At 45.6% G+C, this 19,667-nt stretch carries 16 protein-coding genes; 10 read left to right on the top strand and 6 right to left on the bottom strand.

What is annotated here, in order from left to right; all coding sequences use genetic code 11:
• Positions 1 to 137: 137 nt before the first annotated feature.
• Both NQ565_RS06490 and NQ565_RS06485 read left to right on the top strand, forming a co-directional pair.
• On the top strand, positions 138 to 842 hold the full coding sequence (locus NQ565_RS06490; RefSeq protein ID WP_005658014.1) for a hemerythrin domain-containing protein: 705 nt from the start codon (positions 138 to 140) through the stop codon (positions 840 to 842).
• Positions 832 to 1,446: a response regulator transcription factor gene (locus NQ565_RS06485; RefSeq protein ID WP_005658017.1), complete on the top strand. Its 615-nt coding sequence runs from the start codon at positions 832 to 834 to the stop codon at positions 1,444 to 1,446. Before NQ565_RS06490 ends, NQ565_RS06485 begins: the two co-directional genes overlap by 11 nt.
• Here NQ565_RS06485 and NQ565_RS06480 read toward each other — a convergent pair.
• Complete coding sequence (locus NQ565_RS06480; RefSeq protein ID WP_005658021.1) at positions 1,430 to 1,600, bottom strand: hypothetical protein; 171 nt, start codon at positions 1,598 to 1,600, stop codon at positions 1,430 to 1,432. The genes NQ565_RS06485 and NQ565_RS06480 overlap by 17 nt on opposite strands.
• Positions 1,601 to 1,793: 193 nt before the next feature.
• Positions 1,794 to 2,975, bottom strand: coding sequence for a MalY/PatB family protein (locus NQ565_RS06475; protein WP_005658024.1), 1,182 nt, complete (start codon positions 2,973 to 2,975; stop codon positions 1,794 to 1,796).
• 120 nt (positions 2,976 to 3,095) lie between these two features.
• On the opposite strand from NQ565_RS06475, the gene NQ565_RS06470 reads away from it, so the two are divergent.
• The 4 genes from NQ565_RS06470 to NQ565_RS06455 all read left to right on the top strand — a co-directional run bounded on the left by NQ565_RS06470 (position 3,096) and on the right by NQ565_RS06455 (position 7,703).
• Complete coding sequence (locus tag NQ565_RS06470; protein ID WP_005658025.1) at positions 3,096 to 3,890, top strand: Cof-type HAD-IIB family hydrolase; 795 nt, start codon at positions 3,096 to 3,098, stop codon at positions 3,888 to 3,890.
• 22 nt (positions 3,891 to 3,912) lie between these two features.
• On the top strand, positions 3,913 to 5,922 hold the full coding sequence (locus tag NQ565_RS06465) for an AAA family ATPase (protein ID WP_040316323.1): 2,010 nt from the start codon (positions 3,913 to 3,915) through the stop codon (positions 5,920 to 5,922).
• A 79-nt stretch (positions 5,923 to 6,001) separates the two neighbouring features.
• Entirely contained in the window at positions 6,002 to 6,616 is a 615-nt protein-coding gene (locus NQ565_RS06460) for an L-threonylcarbamoyladenylate synthase (RefSeq protein WP_005658029.1), read from the top strand.
• Between the two features lie 76 nt (positions 6,617 to 6,692).
• The gene (locus tag NQ565_RS06455; protein WP_005658031.1) at positions 6,693 to 7,703 is read left to right on the top strand and encodes an AI-2E family transporter; all 1,011 of its coding nucleotides are present in this window, start codon (positions 6,693 to 6,695) and stop codon (positions 7,701 to 7,703) included.
• A gap of 153 nt (positions 7,704 to 7,856) precedes the next feature.
• Here the strand turns inward: NQ565_RS06455 and NQ565_RS06450 are convergent, their stop codons facing one another.
• Positions 7,857 to 10,952 (bottom strand): glycoside hydrolase family 2 TIM barrel-domain containing protein, encoded by a 3,096-nt coding sequence (locus NQ565_RS06450; RefSeq protein WP_005658033.1) that lies wholly within the window; start codon positions 10,950 to 10,952, stop codon positions 7,857 to 7,859.
• 935 nt (positions 10,953 to 11,887) lie between these two features.
• Between NQ565_RS06450 and hemW the strand changes: the two genes are divergently transcribed.
• From hemW to NQ565_RS06430, 4 genes are all read left to right on the top strand, one after another.
• Entirely contained in the window at positions 11,888 to 13,024 is a 1,137-nt protein-coding gene (hemW, locus tag NQ565_RS06445; protein ID WP_016661551.1) for a radical SAM family heme chaperone HemW, read from the top strand.
• A gap of 162 nt (positions 13,025 to 13,186) precedes the next feature.
• Positions 13,187 to 14,305, top strand: coding sequence for a PDDEXK nuclease domain-containing protein (locus NQ565_RS06440; protein WP_005658043.1), 1,119 nt, complete (start codon positions 13,187 to 13,189; stop codon positions 14,303 to 14,305).
• Positions 14,306 to 14,342: 37 nt separating this feature from the next.
• The gene (locus tag NQ565_RS06435; protein ID WP_005658045.1) at positions 14,343 to 14,681 is read left to right on the top strand and encodes a hypothetical protein; all 339 of its coding nucleotides are present in this window, start codon (positions 14,343 to 14,345) and stop codon (positions 14,679 to 14,681) included.
• A 325-nt stretch (positions 14,682 to 15,006) separates the two neighbouring features.
• Complete coding sequence (locus NQ565_RS06430) at positions 15,007 to 15,360, top strand: hypothetical protein (RefSeq protein WP_005658047.1); 354 nt, start codon at positions 15,007 to 15,009, stop codon at positions 15,358 to 15,360.
• 141 nt (positions 15,361 to 15,501) lie between these two features.
• On the opposite strand, the gene NQ565_RS06425 is transcribed toward NQ565_RS06430, so the two are convergent.
• From NQ565_RS06425 to NQ565_RS06415, 3 genes are all read right to left on the bottom strand, one after another.
• Complete coding sequence (locus NQ565_RS06425) at positions 15,502 to 16,257, bottom strand: LytR/AlgR family response regulator transcription factor (RefSeq protein ID WP_005658049.1); 756 nt, start codon at positions 16,255 to 16,257, stop codon at positions 15,502 to 15,504.
• Between the two features lie 128 nt (positions 16,258 to 16,385).
• Positions 16,386 to 18,416 (bottom strand): histidine kinase, encoded by a 2,031-nt coding sequence (locus tag NQ565_RS06420; protein ID WP_005658051.1) that lies wholly within the window; start codon positions 18,414 to 18,416, stop codon positions 16,386 to 16,388.
• A 10-nt stretch (positions 18,417 to 18,426) separates the two neighbouring features.
• Positions 18,427 to 19,551, bottom strand: a complete 1,125-nt coding sequence (locus tag NQ565_RS06415) for a DUF2027 domain-containing protein (protein WP_040316366.1) — start codon at positions 19,549 to 19,551, stop codon at positions 18,427 to 18,429.
• Between the last annotated feature and the right edge of the window lie 116 nt (positions 19,552 to 19,667).

Below are 19,667 nucleotides of genomic sequence, written 5' to 3'. Positions count from 1 at the left end.
TAATCTCGACAAAGATAAAAAATCAATCCGGATTAGTATATCACACCGGTCAAAATACCTACAAATAGCGATTGCAGTTCTCGAAGAAAAGCCGTTACTTTGCGCCCGAAACATAGAGTGGAAAGAAATAACCTGCAATGAATGAACAACATAAATATCGGGCTACGGACAAGATGAGCGACCTCATCTGTGACAATTACTCCTTATTAATGGTGATGAGCCGTTTCGGGCTGTCGCTCGGCTTCGGAGACAAGAGTGTAAAGGATGTCTGCGAAGCCCAGCATGTAGACTACCGCACTTTCCTCGCCGTAGCCAATTTCATCAGCGAGGAGCAATACTCGTACAGTGCGGACAATGATTCATTCTCGATTCCGGCACTGATGGATTATCTGAAACGCGCACACGCCTACTTCCTCGACTTCAACCTGCCTGCCATGCGCCGTAAGCTGATAGAAGCCATAGACTGCTCCAGAGACAATGATGTGGCTTATCTCATCCTTAAGTTCTTTGACGAATACGCCAAAGAAGTGCGCCGCCACATGGAATACGAAAACAAAGCCGTCTTCACTTACGTGGAGCAACTGCTGCAAGGCAGACCGTCCGATGTGTACAACATCGCCACTTTCGCCAGCAAGCACAACCAGATAGACACCAAGCTGAAGGAACTGAAAAACATCATCATCAAGTACTATCCGGAAAAAGAGAACAACAATCTTCTGAACGCCGTCCTTTTCGACATCTTCAATTGCGAACAGGACCTTGCATCGCATTGCCAGGTAGAAGACTATATGTTTGTTCCCGCCGTAGCGCAAATAGAAAAAAGACTGAAAGATGAACAATAATATTTCTCTGAAAATAGTTGTTGCAGAAACTTCGGTCATTGTACGAAGTGGTCTTGCGGCAGTGCTCAAACGCATTCCCAATCTGAATGCGCACCCCATCGAGGTGTCGTCACCGGAAGCATTGCAGAACTTTATACATCTGCACACTCCCGATATTGTAATCGTAAACCCTACTTTCGGCGGTTGGTTCGACCTGCCCTCTTTCAAGACAAACCATAACGGAAACAGTATCAAATACATCGCATTGGTATGTTCCGTCATCGACAATAATGCGCTGAAAGAGTATGACGAAAGCATCGCCATCTGTGACGATATCGAAATGATTACCACAAAAATCAACCGTCTTCTCCATACCGAAGAAGAAGATGAGAAGGACAGCGAACAGGAAACGCTCAGCCAACGTGAAAAGGAAATCATTACCTGCGTCGTAAAAGGCATGACCAACAAGGCGATTGCCGACAAACTGTATCTGTCTATCCATACCGTCATCACCCACCGCCGCAACATTGCACGCAAGTTGCAGATACATTCTCCCGCAGGCCTCACCATCTATGCCATTGTGAACAAGCTGGTAGAACTGAGCGATATTAAAGATACTTTATAATCCTTTCTTCCACACAGCCTGCCGGAAGAAAGAATGCAAAACCCGTTTCCCCATAGGAGGAAAACATATTGACCTGCCGCTGGAACTTCATCAGTCCGGCAGGTATCTCCGCCGCATCCGCCACAAAACAAATCCCCGCTTCACGATGTCGCATCGGAAAACGGGGATCCTTTTATCTTCATAAAAGTGGTTACGTAATTATGACTAACTAATTCATTCTTTAAATCTGATGTTGCAAAGATACGGCATCGCACCCGATGCCGCAATCACCTGATATAGGTATATTAAAGAACGACAGTCATTATAAATAGGTAACGCCGCCATTCAACCATGTATTTCTGCCAGCCCTATCCCTTTGCCATCTCTTCCTTAACCGCTGCGGACAGTTGTTCCAGCGCTTTTTGCAGCACCGAACGGGGACAGCCTACATTCAACCGCATAAAGCCTTCTCCCGGTTTGCCGAACATCGTCCCGTCATTCAGGGCCAGATGAGCTTTTTCCGCAAACAGTCTTGCCAACTTCTCTTGCGGCAGGCCCAATGCCCTACAATCCAGAAAAACGAGATAAGAGGCCTGCGGGCGTATCATACCGATGCCCGGAACATGTTCTTTCAGATAATTCTCCGTAAAGTCGATATTGGCCTGTACATATCCGAGTACCTGTTCCAGCCACTCTTCACCGTGCGTATAGGCAGCTGCAGCGCCGATGTAAGCAAATAAATGCCCTTCGCAGAACTCGCCCGCTTCCATAAACTCCCGGAAACGCCGACGAATATCCTCATTCACCGCTATGGCATACGAACTGCCCAATCCCGGCATATTGAAAGCCTTGCTGGGAGCCATAAAAGTAAGAGAATTCTGTGCGGCAGCCTCGGACACCGTGGCGAAAGGATGATGCTTATAAGGGGGTAAGGTAAGATCTGCGTGTATCTCGTCGGAAACGACCATAGTCCCGCTCTCTTTACAAATATCCGCTATCCGACGCAGTTCTTCGACCGTCCATACACGTCCGCCCGGATTATGGGGATTACAAAGGATAAGCAACCTGCATCCCCGGATATCCTTAGAGAAACGCTCAAAATCAATATGATAATGCCCGTCGTACAAATCGAGCGGAGAATAGACCACTTCGCGTCCCAAGCGTTCGGTCACCAGGAAAAAAGGATGGTACACCGGAGTCATTACCATTACCTTGTCGCCCGGTTTGGTAAAGCATTGCAGCGCAAAGGCCTGCCCGCGTACAATTCCGGGAACAAACGTCAGCATATCACGCGTAACATCCCACTGGTGACGCTTGTGCAACCAACTGCAAATAGAGGTATACCACTCCTCACAGGCAAAAGTATATCCCAAAACCTCGTGGTCGAGACGACGGCGCAACGCATCCATCACAAAAGGCGGCGTACGGAAATCCATATCGGCCACCCACATGGGAAGCAAATCTTTACGTCCCCATACATTCTCCACGCCGTCCCATTTTACGGAGTCCGTACCGCGGCGTTCAATCACTTCATCAAAATTATACTTCATAAGGTTCAAGCTATTTTAATTGAGTTTCCGAGTTTAACGACAGTATATAAAATTATTCGCAAAAGTACGAAATATCTTTGCTTTTGAGTAAATTTGCCAACCAATTTAAAAGAGACATATATGATTAAAGCCCTGTTTTTTGACATCGACGGTACACTGGTGAGCTTCAAGACCCACCAGATTCCCGTTTCCACCATCGAAGCGCTGGAAGCCGCCAAAGCCAAAGGCATACAGATATTCATTTCTACCGGACGTCCGCGTGTCATCATCAATAACCTCGCCGCCCTGCAGGAACGGAAACTGATAGACGGCTACATCACCATGAACGGCGCCTATTGTTTTGTGGACGATACCGTTATCTACAAAAGTCCCATACCGGCAGCCGAAGTCGATGCACTGACAGGCTTCTGTCACGAGCGCAATCTCCCCTGCATACTGGTGGGTGAACACGATATTTGCGTCAATCAGCCGGGCGAACTCGTAACAGAGATATTCAACAGACAACTCAAAACAGACCCCATCCCACCCAAACCCTATACAGACAACCATTCGGACAAGGAGTACTACCAACTGACGCCCTTTATCGATATTGAAGAAGAACAACTCCTGCTGCCTTCCATTCCCAACTGCGAAATGGGACGCTGGCATCCGGCATTTGTAGATGTCACCGCCAAAGGAAATACCAAACAACGCGGCATCGACGAGATAATCCGGCATTTCGGCATCCGTCTGGAAGAAACGATGGCTTTCGGCGACGGTGGAAACGATATCAGCATGTTGCGTCATGCAGGCATTGGAGTGGCTATGGGCAATGCCAAAGACGATGTTAAAGCCGCAGCCGGTTATGTCACTACGAGCGTTGACGACAACGGCATAGCCAATGCACTAAAACAATACGGAATAATCGAAAGTTGAGGGTTGAAAGCCAGCTATGCATATGTCCTTCGTACCCGACACTCAGAACAAGGAGTTTCAAGATGCCTTGAACCTCATACAGTACACCCGCCAGTCTGTTTTCCTGACGGGGAAAGCGGGTACGGGAAAGTCTACCTTTCTCCGGTATATCTGCGAACATACCAAGAAGAAACACGTTGTGCTGGCTCCTACGGGAATTGCCGCCATCAATGCGGGGGGAAGCACGCTGCACAGTTTCTTCAAACTGCCGTTTTATCCTCTGCTGCCCGATGACCCCAATTTCAGCTTACAACGGGGACGCATCCACGAATTCTTTAAATACACCAAACCTCACCGCAAGCTCCTTGAAGAATTGGAGCTGGTTATCATCGACGAGATTTCCATGGTACGGGCAGATATCATCGATGCCGTCGACCGTATTTTGCGGGTTTACTCACGCAACCTCAGGGAGCCTTTCGGCGGAAAACAAATCCTGCTGGTGGGCGATGTATTCCAGTTGGAACCCGTAGTGAAAGGGGACGAACGGGACATACTGAACCGTTTCTATCCTACCCCTTATTTCTTCTCTGCAAGAGTATTCGGACAGATAGACCTCGTGTCCATTGAACTGCAAACCGTCTACCGTCAGACCGACAAGGTATTTGTCAACGTACTGGACCATATACGGAGCAATACAGTAGGCGCTGCCGACCTGCAACTGCTCAATACCCGCTACGGTACACAGATAGAACAGTCCGAAGCCGATATGTACATCACCCTCGCCACCCGCCGCGATAATGTGGATTATATCAATGACAAAAAACTTGCCGAGCTTCCGGGAGACCCCGTTACGTTTCATGGTGAAATCATGGGCGACTTTCCCGAAAGCAGCCTTCCCACCTCTCAGGAACTGGTACTCAAACCGGGCGCTCAAATCATTTTCATTAAAAACGATTTCGACCGCCGGTGGGTAAACGGTACAATCGGCATTGTCAGCGGCTTCGACCCTATTGAAGAAACACTCTACATCATTACCGACGACGGCAAGGAATGTGATGTGAAACGGGAGTCCTGGCGGAATATCCGCTACAAATACAACGAAGAAAAAAAACAGATTGAGGAAGAGGAATTAGGAACTTTCACCCAATATCCTGTACGACTGGCATGGGCCATCACTGTCCATAAAAGCCAGGGACTGACTTTCAGCCGGGTAGTCATCGACTTCACCGGTGGCGTATTTGCCGGTGGACAAGCATACGTGGCACTCAGCCGGTGCACATCGCTGGAAGGGATACAACTGAAAAAGCCCGTCAGCCGCGCCGATGTATTCGTACGTCCCGAAATTGTAGGATTCGCCCAACGCTTCAACAACCGCCAGGCCATTGACCGTGCCTTGAAGCAGGCACAGGCAGATGTGCAATATGTAGCGGCAGCCAAAGCCTTCGACCAGGGAGACTTCGAGACTTTCCTCAATGAATTCTTCAAGGCCATCCATTCCCGTTATGACATCGAGAAACCCGTAGTGCAACGTCTTATCCGCAAAAAGCTGAATATCATCAACCGGCTGAAAGCGGAGAACGTCTGCCTGAAACAAGACATGGAAAAACAGCGGAAGCGCCTGCAAGACTACGCCCGCGAATATTATGCCATGGGGAACGAGTGCATCACCCAAGCCCGCGACGCCCGTGCCGCCCTTGCCAATTATGACAAAGCTTTGGAGCTTTATCCCGAATACACGGATGCCTGGGTGCGAAAAGGCGTCACCCTCTTCAACGAAAACCAATACCAGGAAGCCGAAGAATGCCTGAACCGTGCCGTACGCTTGCGCCCCGCCGAATTCAAAACCGTGTACAACCGTGGAAAGTTGCGGCTTAAACTCGGAAACATTGAAGGTGCCATAGCCGACCTGGACAAAGCCACCACCCTAAAGCCCGAACATGCCGGGGCTCACGAACTCTTCGGGGACGCTTTGATGCAAGCCGGAAAAGAGGTTGAAGCAGCCTTGCAATGGCGATTGGCGGAAGAACTCCGCAAAAAGCGCTCCTCAAAATAAAATCCATCCTTATACATTTGATTTCAAGAAACTTATTATTACTTTTGTAATATACTTTTAAACCAAGTCCGACAATATCATGCTTCTGAAACTTTATGAAAAGAACAACAACCCGGCAGATTTGCAACAAGTAATCGACATTCTGAACGACGGCGGCATCATCATCTACCCCACCGACACCATGTATGCCATCGGCTGCCACGGACTGAAGGAACGTGCGATAGAACGTATCTGCCAGCTCAAAAACACCGACCCCAAGAAGAACAACCTTTCCATCATCTGCTACGACCTGAGCAGCATCAGCGAATATGCCAAGTTCGACAACAACACGTTTAAATTAATGAAGCGCAACCTTCCGGGCGCTTTCACCTTTATCTTAAACGGCACAGTCCGTCTGCCGAAGATATTCCGCAACCGGAAAGAAGTAGGAATCCGTATGCCCGACCATCCGATAATACGGGAGCTGGCACGCCTGCTGGATGCCCCTATCATGACCGCCACACTCCCCCATAACGAAAACGAAGACATTGAATACTGCACCGACCCCGAACTGATTGATGAGAAGTTCGGCAATATCGTCGACCTGGTTATCGACGGTGGAATAGGTGGCATAGAGGGTTCCACAGTAGTGGACTGCACCGGTGGCGAGGCAGAAATCGTACGTCAGGGAAAAGGCTGGCTGGACGAAGGATAAAATTCAATCTCCGCATATTCCTCAAAAACATTTCCGGCTCTTATAATGTTTCTTTTTCAAAGAAACAACATATTCTATGAGTACAAAAGAGCAATACTGGAAATATTCATTGATTACCATCATTATCGGGTTGGGGATTATCCTCGCCAGGCAAATCACTCCCTTCTTAGGCGGTCTGTTGGGTGCATTGACCATCTATATACTGGTCAGGCGCCAGATGATTTATCTGTCCGAAAAGCGAAAGATAAAACGGAGCATAGCTGCCACCGTCATTACGGCAGAAGCCATTTTATGCTTTCTCGTTCCTCTGGCATTGGTAGTATGGCTGGCGGTAGTAAACCTGCAGAACATCAACCTTGATCCGCAGGCAGTCATTGCACCTTTTGAAGAAGCCGCCTCCATTATCAAGGCCAGAACCGGATACAATGTACTAAGCGGAAACAGCCTTTCATTCTTCATTTCATCCCTTCCACGCATCGGACAGACATTAATGGGAGGCATCAGCAGCTTCATCGTCAATATGTTTGTACTGGTATTTGTCCTCTACTTCATGCTGATAGGCGGAAAGAAAATGGAGCAATATGTCAACGAACTTCTTCCTTTCAATGAAACCAACACACAGGAGATAGTACACGAAATCAATATGATTGTCCGTTCCAATGCCATCGGCATACCTTTGCTTGCCGTAATACAAGGCGGAGTAGCCATGCTCGGCTATTGGATATTCGATGCTCCCAATATTCTATTTTCAGGCTTTCTTACAGGTTTCGCCAGTATCATACCCATGGCAGGTACGGCATTGGTATGGATTCCCATAGCCGTATACATGGCACTTATCGGCAACTGGTTCCAAGCAATCGGACTGGTCATATTCGGTTCCCTTGTCATCTCGCAACTCGATAATCTGATACGTTTCGTCATTCAAAAGAAAATGGCCGATATTCATCCGCTCATCACTGTCTTCGGAGTTGTTATCGGCCTCTCCCTTTTTGGATTTATGGGGGTCATATTCGGCCCGTTACTACTTTCCCTGTTCTTTCTCTTTGTCAATATGTTCAAAAAAGGGTATCTGGACGGAGCAAAATAAATCGCTCCTAAGGTGTAAACAGAACAAAGCACCGGACTCCCCCGAAAGCCTCATAACCGACTTTGGAATGGCAGTCCGATGCCTTGCATATCAGAAGAGTCCGGCTGAATGCAACGTACCTCTACGGAAAACGTTTACTTCCGGCCGGTTTCCTCATTGTATTCCGATGTTATGATGTACCGGAGTCAGGATAAACGTAAATTCATAATCAGCATAAGGCACCTGATACTCAGGACGGGCTATGCGTCCCCAACTATCCTCGCATCCCAAACCGGCTTGAACCTTATCAATGCAGAAGTTTGTCAAATCCGCCTCTTCCACCTCCTGAGAGTGCCCCTGGCGCTTGCTCCAGCCTTCATCCAAAGATTCAATCGTATAGTGTAAAGCCGATGCGGAGAACGGAGCGGCAGCAACTGCCTCTATACCGTTACCGGCTGCATCCAGCATCTTCCACCAGCGGATATCCGTCTTTGTGCCATTTTCCTGCGGACGGATATACGGATAGAACTGCTCCGATACGCTCTGGCGATAGATACCGAGGTCGGTACAATGGTTACGGTCTGCATAGTTCTCCACCGGACCGCGGCCGTAGTATTCTACAGTTTCAAAGCTGCGGGGCATAGGCATCTGCATGCCGAAACGGAAGAGGTTGGCTACTTTGGCATTTTTATCGGCAACCATCTTTTGAGTGATTTTAACAGCACCACTGTCGTTGATAACATATGTCAGACTTAACTCCGCCGATGCTTCCGGCAGTTTATAAGCCGTTTCCACAATCACTTGTCCGTTCTCGGTGTGCTGACTGAAAGAAGTCAGTTTTATCTCCGGATTCTTCCAGACAGCATATTTACGTTGCAGGTTAGCGCCGAAATCATTGTCGGTAGGAGCACGCCAGAAGTTGGGCGTAAGCGCCTCACCTTCCTTAATCATATCCAAACCGTTCACTTCGTATTTGGTCAGATAACCGGTATGCCTGTTGAACTCCATGCGGAAAGCCTCACCGGAGACAATAAGATAGTTGCAGTCATTCTCCTGTATCACGGGAGCAGCCACTTCCACGTTGCTCAATTCCGTGTTCTTCAAATCCATTGCAGGAGCCTGATAGGCATTCAGCGTCAATTGGTCTTTAGCAACAATATGCCCTGCCGGAAGCAGACCTTCACGTTCCTTCAATTTATAAGACACGTTAAGCAACCACTCGGCACACTGGCAGACAGTTCCCAAATCCAGTTTGACTTTAGCAGTCTGCTGCGGAGCTACATTCAGGTCATCCACACGACCGCTGCGCATCACCTTGCCGTCTTTCAGCATTTCCCACTCCAGATAACAGCCCGAAAGGTCACGGAAGAAGTTTTCGTTGAATACATTAATTTCTCCACGCTGCAAATCGGCCGGAGTTGTCCAGATATTCTGATAGATACGTCCTACCTCGTACATATGAGGATTGGGTACGCGGTCGGGACTGACAAGACCATTGTTACAGAAATTGACATCGCTGGCATCAAAGCGGTTGAAGTCACCGCCATAGGCATAAATCATCTTACCGTTCTTACCGGTCCAACGAACGGACTGGTCTACAAAATCCCAAATGAAACCACCCTGATATTTGGGATATTTGCGAATCATATCCCAATATTCTTTGAAACCGCCTTCCGAATTACCCATGGCATGCGCATACTCACACTGAATGAGAGGTCTGTTCATAGAATCATCCTCACAATATTTCAGACAATCGTTATATCCATAATACATCGGACAGAATATATCGGTCTTTCCTGTCTTTCCGGCCTGTTCGTATTGCACGGCACGGCTCGGGTCTTCCGCTTTCACCCAGTCATAAGCCGCTTCAAAGTTAGACCCATAACCGGCTTCATTACCCAATGACCAGAAAATGATGCTCGGATGATTGAAACTGCGCTGTACATTACGCTGATTACGCTCCATATGAGCTTTCTTGTAATCGGCACGTTTGGCAAGAGTGGATTCTTCATATCCCATTCCGTGAGACTCGATATTGGCTTCCGCTACCACATAAATACCATATTGATCGCACAAATCATACCACAGATTATTATCGGGATAGTGGCAGGTACGCACCGCATTCAGATTGAACTGCTTCATAATCTGAATATCCTGAATCATACGCTCACGGGAAACGACATAACCGTAATCAGGATCCATTTCGTGACGGTTGGCTCCCTTGAACAGGACAGGCTTGCCGTTTACCAATACCTGCGCATTCTTCAGTTCTATTTTACGGAAACCCACTTTTATGGGAATAACCTCGCCACTGCCTTGCAAAGCAGCACGTAATGTATAAAGATACGGAGTTTCAGCTGTCCATTTGTGCGGATTGTCAAGGTTCATTACAGCAACCCCGTTACCGCGTACAGTTGCCGTTGCCACCTGCTTGCCTTCGGCATCCAATAGCTCCAAGGCGGTATTACCGTTACCTTTCAGACTGACTTCCACACGCAAAGAGCCGTTTTTGTAGTCAGCATCCAAATCCGGAGTGACACGGACATCCTCGATACGTTTCTTATCACGGGCATACAGATAGCAGTCGCGTCCCACTCCGCTATAACGGAAGAAATCCTGATCTTCAAGATATGTGCCGTCGCACCAGCGGAACACCTGAAAAGCTATCAGGTTCTTCTGTCCCGGTTTCAGGTAAGAGGTGAGGTCGAATTCTGCCTCCAGTTTACTATCCTCGCTGTAACCTACATACTTGCCGTTCACCCACAGGTACATATTGGAAGTCACCGAACCGAAATGAGCTATAATGTCCTTACCTTTCCAAGTAGCAGGCACTACAATCTCCCGGCGGTATGAACCGACATGATTATCCACAACAGGCACTTGCGGCGGATTATTCTTGAACTGATTGCGCCAGGCATAACCTACGTTCACGTAAATAGGATCTCCAAAGCCATTCAGCTCCCAAACACCGGGAACAGGCATATCGCACCAGCCTTTATCATTGAACCCCGGCTTCCAGAAATCAACGGGGCGGGCGTCTGCATCTTTCACCCAAAAGAATTTCCAAGTACCGTTTAAGGTCATAAAACGGGAAGAGTGCTCTTTAACTCCCGTCTGTGCCACGCCTTCCGATTCGTAAGCAAAATAATTGGTGTGCATCGGGGCACGGTTCACAGCATTCACTTCCGGATTCTGCCATTCGGTAAAAGACTGCGCGTTTGCCATCACAGCCAGGGCAGTAAATAATCCGGTAACAATTCGTTTTTTCATGATATCTATTATTTATTCAGGTTTGTATGCTGCAAAGATAAAAACTACAAATCAAAACCCAACCGGGTTTTAAGTCAAAAAAAAGAAAACATGGGAAATATGTATGTACAAATAGCTATAGAAATAAACAGAAAACAAACAGCCAAAAGAAAATTCTACAATTCGCAAAAAAAATTATTTCTCAGTTGTTTATCTGCAAAAACATAGTACATAATCCTATTATAAACGTACAAAAACAAAGTGAAACATCAGGGAAAACCTCGTTCCGCAATTGGGGGCTGCCGGGTTTCCAACTGGCAACCGCAGAGCCTGCAACTGGCAACCGTAGAGCCCGCAATTGGAAAACGAAGTTATATATGTAGGTTTACTACATTATACATCTATCAAAATCACAAAAACAACAAGGAATAACAACTTAAAGCAAAAAGCTTTTTTCATCATTTGCCGAAGAAAGTCGCTCTAATTTACCTATTGCATAATAGGAAAAGCGTGTACACTATACCATATTTGCGGCTATGATAAAGAAAATGCAATGTTTTAACCGATATTAACGCAATTCATTATACACTACTTTCAATATTGATTATAAGGTAATTAGCATATAAAAACGGAGAATATACCGCAAAAAACAGTGACGACAAATAGATTGTCATCACTGTCGTCACAGTTGTCATCACTCACTCTATCCCCTTTCCACAGAGGGATAGAGAGTAATCCATGCCAAGTGATGACAAAAAAGTTATCAAACAGTATTGAAACAGTAATATTGATAATGTATATATTGCTGACCTAAGCCCAAGAAGAACGGCTTCCATACGGCAGTCCTTCCGCATTTCAATATCCATTTTAATATTAAATACAAGTAAAGATGAAGAACCACTCAATCTACAAACAGAAAATATCGTATATTTGCACCCCAACCAATTTACAGGCTCATGGCAGGCATCTACATCCATATTCCCTTTTGCAAGACACGCTGCATCTATTGCGATTTCTACTCCACCACCCGCAGCGAACTGAAAAGCCGCTATATCCATGCGTTGTGCAAGGAGTTGCAGATGCGGAAAGAATATCTGAGGGGAGAGCCAGTCGAAACGATTTACTTCGGTGGTGGAACCCCCTCACAGCTTGCCGAAGAGGATTTCCGCGAAGTATTTGAAACCATCCGGAAATACTATGGAATGGAACACTGCCGGGAGATTACCCTCGAAGCTAATCCCGACGACTTGACCGAAGCCTATGCCGCCATGCTGCAAAATTTGCCTTTCAACCGCATCAGTATGGGGATACAGACTTTCGACGATTCCACTCTGAAACTGCTAAACCGCCGCCATAATGCAGCACAAGCCGTCAATGCCGTAAAGCACTGCCGCCATGCAGGCTTCAACAACATAAGCATCGACCTTATCTACGGACTGCCCGGCGAAACGGATGAACGCTGGAAACGTGATTTACAACAAGCCGTCAGCCTCAACGTAGAGCACATCTCCGCTTACCACCTGACATACGAAGAAGGCACTCGCATTTACGAGCTGCTGCAAGCGCACCGTATCCGCGAAGTAGACGAAGAAAGCAGCGTCCGATTCTTCTCCACCCTGATAGATACGCTTGGCAGTGCCGGCTACGAGCACTACGAGATATCCAATTTCTGCCGTTCGGACATGTATTCCCGCCACAATACATCTTACTGGAAAGGAATTCCTTACTTGGGCTGTGGCCCTTCGGCACATTCATTCAATACGGATACCCGCGAATGGAATGTGGCTTCCCTGGAAAAATACATACATGCCATCGAAAACAATCAACGCTTGTCCGAACAGGAGCATTTGGACCGGACCACCTGCTATAACGAATGCATCATGACTTCCATTCGTACCCGTTGGGGAGTGCCCCTGAATGATATAGAACAGAAATTCGGCAAAGAACTGTGGCAATACTGCTTCGATATGGCACGTCCGCATCTGGACTGCGGAAATCTGGAAATATACGACAACAACCGTCTCTGTCTTAGCCGTAAAGGGATTTTTGTATCGGATGGCATTATCAGCGATTTAATGTTTGTAGAAAGCTAAAGTATACTTTTTCAACTGAGTGAAATAGCTCTTCAAAAGGAACAGCAGAAAGGGCTTTCGATGAGAAGATAATAATTGAGTAAATGTAATCAGTTATAATCGTAAGGATTTGATGCACAACTGAATAAATATAGTAACTTTGTAAACGAATTAAAGAAAAGTATGGCTAAGAACACAAAGATACAAACGGTTGATAACTTGACGGATAACTTCCGTGGCTATGCGGCATTGCTTCGCAAAATCAAGCAACGGGTACTGATTGCCCAGCAACGGATAATTTATGCCGCCAACGAAGAAATGCTTCGGATGTATTGGGATGTTGGCGAAATGTTACAGCAAAGCCAAGATGCAGACGGTTGGGGCAAGAAAACCTTACAACGGTTGGCTGTGGATTTGAAGAATGATTATTCCGAGATAAAGGGCTTTTCTGTACGCAATATGCAGTGCATGATACAGTTCTTCAACGAATATAATCAGGAACTTACAATGGTGAAAGGAGCAGTTTCTCCAATTACGCAATCACTGATTGCGCAATTAGAAAAATATAATTTCACCCTCCCCATAAAGCATTTGGGATGGACGCATAATCTTATTCTCTTACAACAGGTCAAGGACATTCGGGCACGTTATTGGTACATGATTCAGAGCATTACATCGCATTGGAATACACGTTATCTGCAAGAAGCCATCAAACTTGACGACTACGGCAAGCACGGAGCGTTAGCAAACAACTTCACTGAAACCCTCCCAGCACCGGAAGCAAACGATGTGAAGTCCATGCTCAAAGACCCGTATATATTCGATATGCTGACTTTCACCGACCAATACAATGAGCGTGATGTGGAAATCGGCTTGGTGAAGCATGTAGAAAAATTTCTCGTAGAAATGGGAGCTGGATTCGCCTTCATGGGGCGGCAATATCACATAGAGGTGTCGGGCGATGATTATTACATCGATATATTAATGTATAATGCATTCCTGCACAGATATTTAGTGATTGAATTGAAAGATACGGAGTTCATGCCGGAATATATCGGCAAATTGAATTTTTATTGTTCTGCCGTGGATGATATTCTTTGTCGAGAGGGAGATAACCGAACGATTGGATTGTTGCTTTGCAAGAGCAAAGACCGTATCAAGGCTGAATATGCCTTGCGTGATATTCAGAAGCCTATCGGAATCTCTGATTATGAATTAGGGCACGCCTTACCGAAAGACTTCCGAGGTAGTTTGCCTACTATTGAAGAAATCGAGAAAGAATTGGCATCTGATAATCAGTGAGCAATTTGAGACATCCTATCCACAACAAATAATAGATATGAAACCAATAACAGCAATCATAGTATTTTTCTCTTTGATGTTTCCTGCATTGTTCCTTGGATACAACAATTATGCAGAAGCAAAAGAGAATATAATCAAAGATGTAAATCAAGCTTTGGCAAAAACTGTAATATATAAAATGCCAACAAAGATTACTGCGGATACATTACAAGTTTTCAAGTCAAATCTGCAAATAAACCAATTAAAGGAAACATCATATCCGCATCTGGACTGCGGAAATCTGGAAATATACGACAACAACCGTCTCTGTCTTAGCCGTAAAGGGATTTTTGTATCGGATGGCATTATCAGCGATTTAATGTTTGTAGAAGAATGAAAGCGTTCCACTCCATTCTACAAGCATTTCTTTTTGTATACTTATAATGCATATTCTCTATCACATTAACACATAATACCCTTTAATATTACATTTGCATTACAAAACAGAACTGTTTTTGTGCATTTTCACAATCACCAATTGATATAAATCAAGAAATGAAGGTAAAACCTGCACTTTTCTTTATTTTCATTTTTGTGTTATAAAACATAATCATACATTTGCATAGGTAAAAAGAAAAGCTAGACGCTTACGACTGTTTTCAGTAGGTATTAGATTTTTATTAGATTAGTTTTTAGGTATAACAATTAAAAAAGTAGGTATTATGAAACGTTTTGGATTAACATTAGTGGCAGCCGTATGTCTGTCTGCCAGCACATTCGCAGCAGGAAACCAGCCAACAACTGCAAGTTGGGAAGGTAACATCAATGTAAGCAAGCTGAGCAAATATTTGAAATTGTCCGCTAACCAGCAAAAAGAGGTTACCAACATTTGCGAATACTTTAACGAGCAGATGTCACGTGCCACAAACTCAAAGAAAAATCAGGAAAAGTTGCTACGTAACGCTATTTACGGTAATCTGAAATTAATGAAAAGAACTTTGGATGAAAAGCAATATTCCGACTATGCAAAAGTTTTGAACGTTACACTGCAGAACAAAGGCATTGAAGTAAAGTAACATGTATTTCCGGCATAGGTACGGAAAACATATAAAACAGAAAAAGGATACCGGCAAATGTCCCCGGTATCCTTTTTTCTGTTTGTCAACATTGTTAGAGTAATGGACATTCAACTTCACATACCAATCATCAGCCTGCTTTCACAAACAGAAACGTTCTTGCAATTCCTTCTTAAATTTCTTCGAGACAAGTAACTCCGTAATTTTATCAAAAGGCGGGTATAGCACACACCTGTTATCCCGTATGAGCATCAGATAATCTATATTGATAATATACGATTGATGTATCTGCACAAAACACGGAGAGAACGATGTAATCTGTTCGGCAGTCATACCGCGGCGCAAAGCCAGAGGCAACTGGTCATTCAGCACGACCTCCCACTGTTTGCGTTCGGAACAATAACGGAAAAATCCTATCTCGGCAGGGCGCAACGCACGCATATCATTAGTTGGAGTAAAAACGATGAAAGTCTGTCCGGTATGCATGGGATTTCCTACCGGAAACGATACCCGCTGCCCGGTGGTTTCAACCTGTTGGGTAAAGCGTGTCAGAATCTCTTTCAAATCCCGTTCATCGAAAGGTTTCAGCAGATAATCGAATGCCGCTTCCCGAATAGCCTGTATCATATACTTGTCGTACGCCGTATAAAATACGACCCTCATATTCCACGATACATAATCGCGTATCTCCTGCAACAGTTCCAGCCCCGTCATGTCCGGCATCTCTACATCCAAAAACAGCAAATCGGGTTGCACTTTCATAATAAGCTTCTTCCCTTTCCTACCATTCCGTGCAGTACCTTCCAAAGAGAAGCGGGCATCTTTCCACAACTCAAAGCTCAAATTTTCAAGAGCTACGTCATCATCATCTACTATAACGACTTTGTATTTGTCCATATTCCATGTTTTGGTCTGGCGAATATAAATATTTTCTCGTTTCCATACAAAACAGCAAATAGGCATTTACGAACTATTCTTCCGCAGCCGGCTCTATCAATAAAAAAAATGCCACTAAGCGGTTACTCTTAAATTCTATAATCGTACTTGTCCGGTAATAAAAAAGTTACTTCACAGCCGGTTTCACCACTCGGCAAAGTGACATTATGTACAGATATATCAATTGCAGCCTGATTTTTCATATTCAAAATCTGGATTGTTTGCATGATGACTTTCATACCTGTACCAGTGCCTCTGTTCCGGCTCTCCGGATGGTAACCGCCGCCGTTATCCGTAATCCTGATGCAAACACCGCCTTCCCGACGATCTGCGGCAATCCACAGATTCCGCTTTCCTTCCTTGCCACGCAATGCGTGTTTCACGGAATTTTCCACCGGAATCTGTATCATCATGGAAGGTAGCCAGACCTGCTCGGGCAGTACATCTCCGGCTATTTCAATAACCGGATGGAAAGTTGCTCCGAGCGAACGGCGCTCCAAGTCGATATACGTCTTGACAAAGTCCAGTTCTTCGGTTAAGGTGACACACAACTGCTCCGCCAGCTCCAGATTTCGACGCATCAGTTTCACCAACGATACCAACTCCTGCTTTTCCTCTTCCTTGTGGTTTACCACCTCCTGATTGAGAACGTTGAATATAAAATGAGGAGACAGGCGGTTGCGGATGTTCTCAAGACGAAGTGTAGAGACCGTTCTTCGGTTTTGGGCAAGCAGCAGATCCCGCTTTTTCCTATTATAAAGAAATAGGAAAGCTGCAATCAAAAGGGCAATAACGGCAACCGCTAATGTCACGAGACGGGTCTGCCTCAATATCAGCATCTCGTTTTCCTGTTTCTGGAACAGCACTTTATGTGCCATTAAGGTAGAGTCCTGCTGATAGCGCAATGTCAAATCTGCCGTACGCATCCTTATACGCTCATTGCGAATAGAGTCGTCCAGACGTTTATTCTCTTTCAAGTAATCATACGCTTGCCTATAGTTGCCGGTTTCTTCGTAAAACTGCTGCAAATACTTGTTACGGATATGTATCATGTCTGCATCTATTTCCGGCGAAGCCTTACTCATCGCCAACAATCGCCTTGCCTCCGCAAAGTCCTTGCACTGCAACGCCAGTTCTATCTTTTGAGTATCAATATAATAAAGAGCAGTAGTAGAACCGAGTTCTTCAAAGAACGGCTGGCATAACTCCAGGTATTTGACTACCGAATCGGTTTTATTCAGTTGCAGAAAGCAGTCGCTCAGGTTCAGATAGCTCAGATTAAGCGCCCAAGACATATCGGGGTAATCTTTCACAAGCTCCACTACTTTTCTAAAATAACCGATTGCCGTGGAGTAATCTCCCCGGTAATAATAAGAGTTTCCACGATTATTCAGGTAGAAATGCTTCTCATCCGGAAACATATCCGCATAATTCTTGCCCGCAAGTTCCGAATAATAGTCGCATTGCTCGTAATCGCGCAAAGCCAGGTATCCTTGTGACAATCCGTAATAAATAGAGATTTTCTTTCTGTAAGGCATCTTCAGCGAATCGCACATCAGCAGAGCCTTTCTATACCAAAAAGCACCCATATCCGGCCTGCCCAAATGGTTGGTAGCATCAGCAAGATTTATCAGGATATCAGGAATCACCTCGAATTTTGTTCCTTTCAATCTTGCTTCATAGGCCTCCTTGAAGCAGACCGCGGCAGAATCTATATAGCCTTTTCGCGAATAGACATTACCCTTTATATTAAAACATTCGGACTGCAAATCGGCCAACCGATGCGAAAAAGGCTGTCTGCCGGCAAACGCCTCAACTTGCCGGAGCAAAAGTTGTGCGGAGTCGAAGTCGGAAGTAGCCAGACAGGTTTTCAAGGCAACAGCAAGATAATTATACCGCACCATACTATCTTTGGTTCTTTCCATTCTCTGCAATGCCTGTGCTTTCATCCAGCGCGGCGCCATCACTACGGAATCGCTGTGAGTGCTGAAAAAAGAATCGAATTCCTGCATTTCAGAAACTCTGCCACTGCCGCCTTTATAAGTACAGGCACCCGGCAATGCCACTGCCAAACATAGAAAGATTAAGATAAGAATCCTGTTTTCCTTACCAACCTGCATCGCATATACCTTATTTTACCGTCACCATAGTAGCTCCAAATCCATACTCCTGAAAGGAAGCATCCTGCGTCTTACAAGTCGGATATTTCCGTTTCAGCTCATCCAGCAACGCTTTACGAAGCACACCGTCACCCTTGCCGTGAATAAAGACTATGCGTTGTTCACGCTTATTCCTATACTGTTCCATCACCTCACGAAATTTATCCAACTGATAGTTCAATATCTCGCTGTTACTCATGCCGCGCGTATCATCCAACAGTTCACCGATATGCAGGTCTATTTCGATGATTTCATTTTTGCCGCCCCGCTTCACGATAGTCCGGGGTCTGGACGGACCGTCTGTTGCTTTCTTTTGCATCAGAGCATCCTGTAAGTCCTCAGCCGACACATAAACCTGCCTGGCGGGAGCATCATTCCTCACTACATCGTACACCAATGCTGGAGTATCAAAGAAATCGGTAGGCTGAAAAGTATGCAACTTATAGAATTTCACCGTATCGATGCGGATTTCCACATTGGCAGCAGGCTTCATAGCGAAAGAGCGGTTGTCCTTGAACGCCACCAACTGAACAGCTACACGCTCCCGGTCGTTCAATTCCGATTTTTCAAATTCCTCTAACAAGAGTTTCGTATTCGGTTCTATCAAACCATGAGAACGGGCAGTCCACGACTTGCCCTCCGCACTCGAATAGGTATAATACATGCAGTAATTGCTATCATTCACCAAATAAGCCTCAAACGGAGTAGTGCTTACCGCCTTGATATCTTCCGGAACAAAGGCAAGATACACATTCAGCACATCTCCGCCTTTCATTTCCGGCTGACGATAAACAGATACCTGAGGTTTAGCCGTACACTCTATCTGCCGTCCGGAGTCCAAAACGGAAGATACCGGCTTCGAGGCTACCGAAGCCATACGCGCAGCCGATTGCTCCTCCGCCTTCTTCTTGGCTGCTTTGGAAGCAGGAGTAGGAATATTGTAATCATCCGTTTCAATCACCACACATTCACGCACCGGCATCGGAATGTCAAACCCGTCGGCATCTTCCACCAACACTATATCTTTTCCCCGGAATCCCGTTACAACACCGCCACCTACTTCACTGAGGAAGCGCACTTTATCTCCTATTTTCATAATTTCCATTCTGTTTTTTAATCATTATCCGGAAGACACATCGGAACCATTATAAACATACGGTTCAGACATCTTCTTTTATCTCTCGCAAAGTTAGAAATTATTTGATGATTATA

The sequence above is a fragment of the Bacteroides stercoris ATCC 43183 genome, assembly GCF_025147325.1.
Classification (GTDB): domain Bacteria; phylum Bacteroidota; class Bacteroidia; order Bacteroidales; family Bacteroidaceae; genus Bacteroides; species Bacteroides stercoris.
Note: the sequence above shows the minus strand (reverse complement) of the source record. Positions and strands in the feature narration are given on the sequence as shown.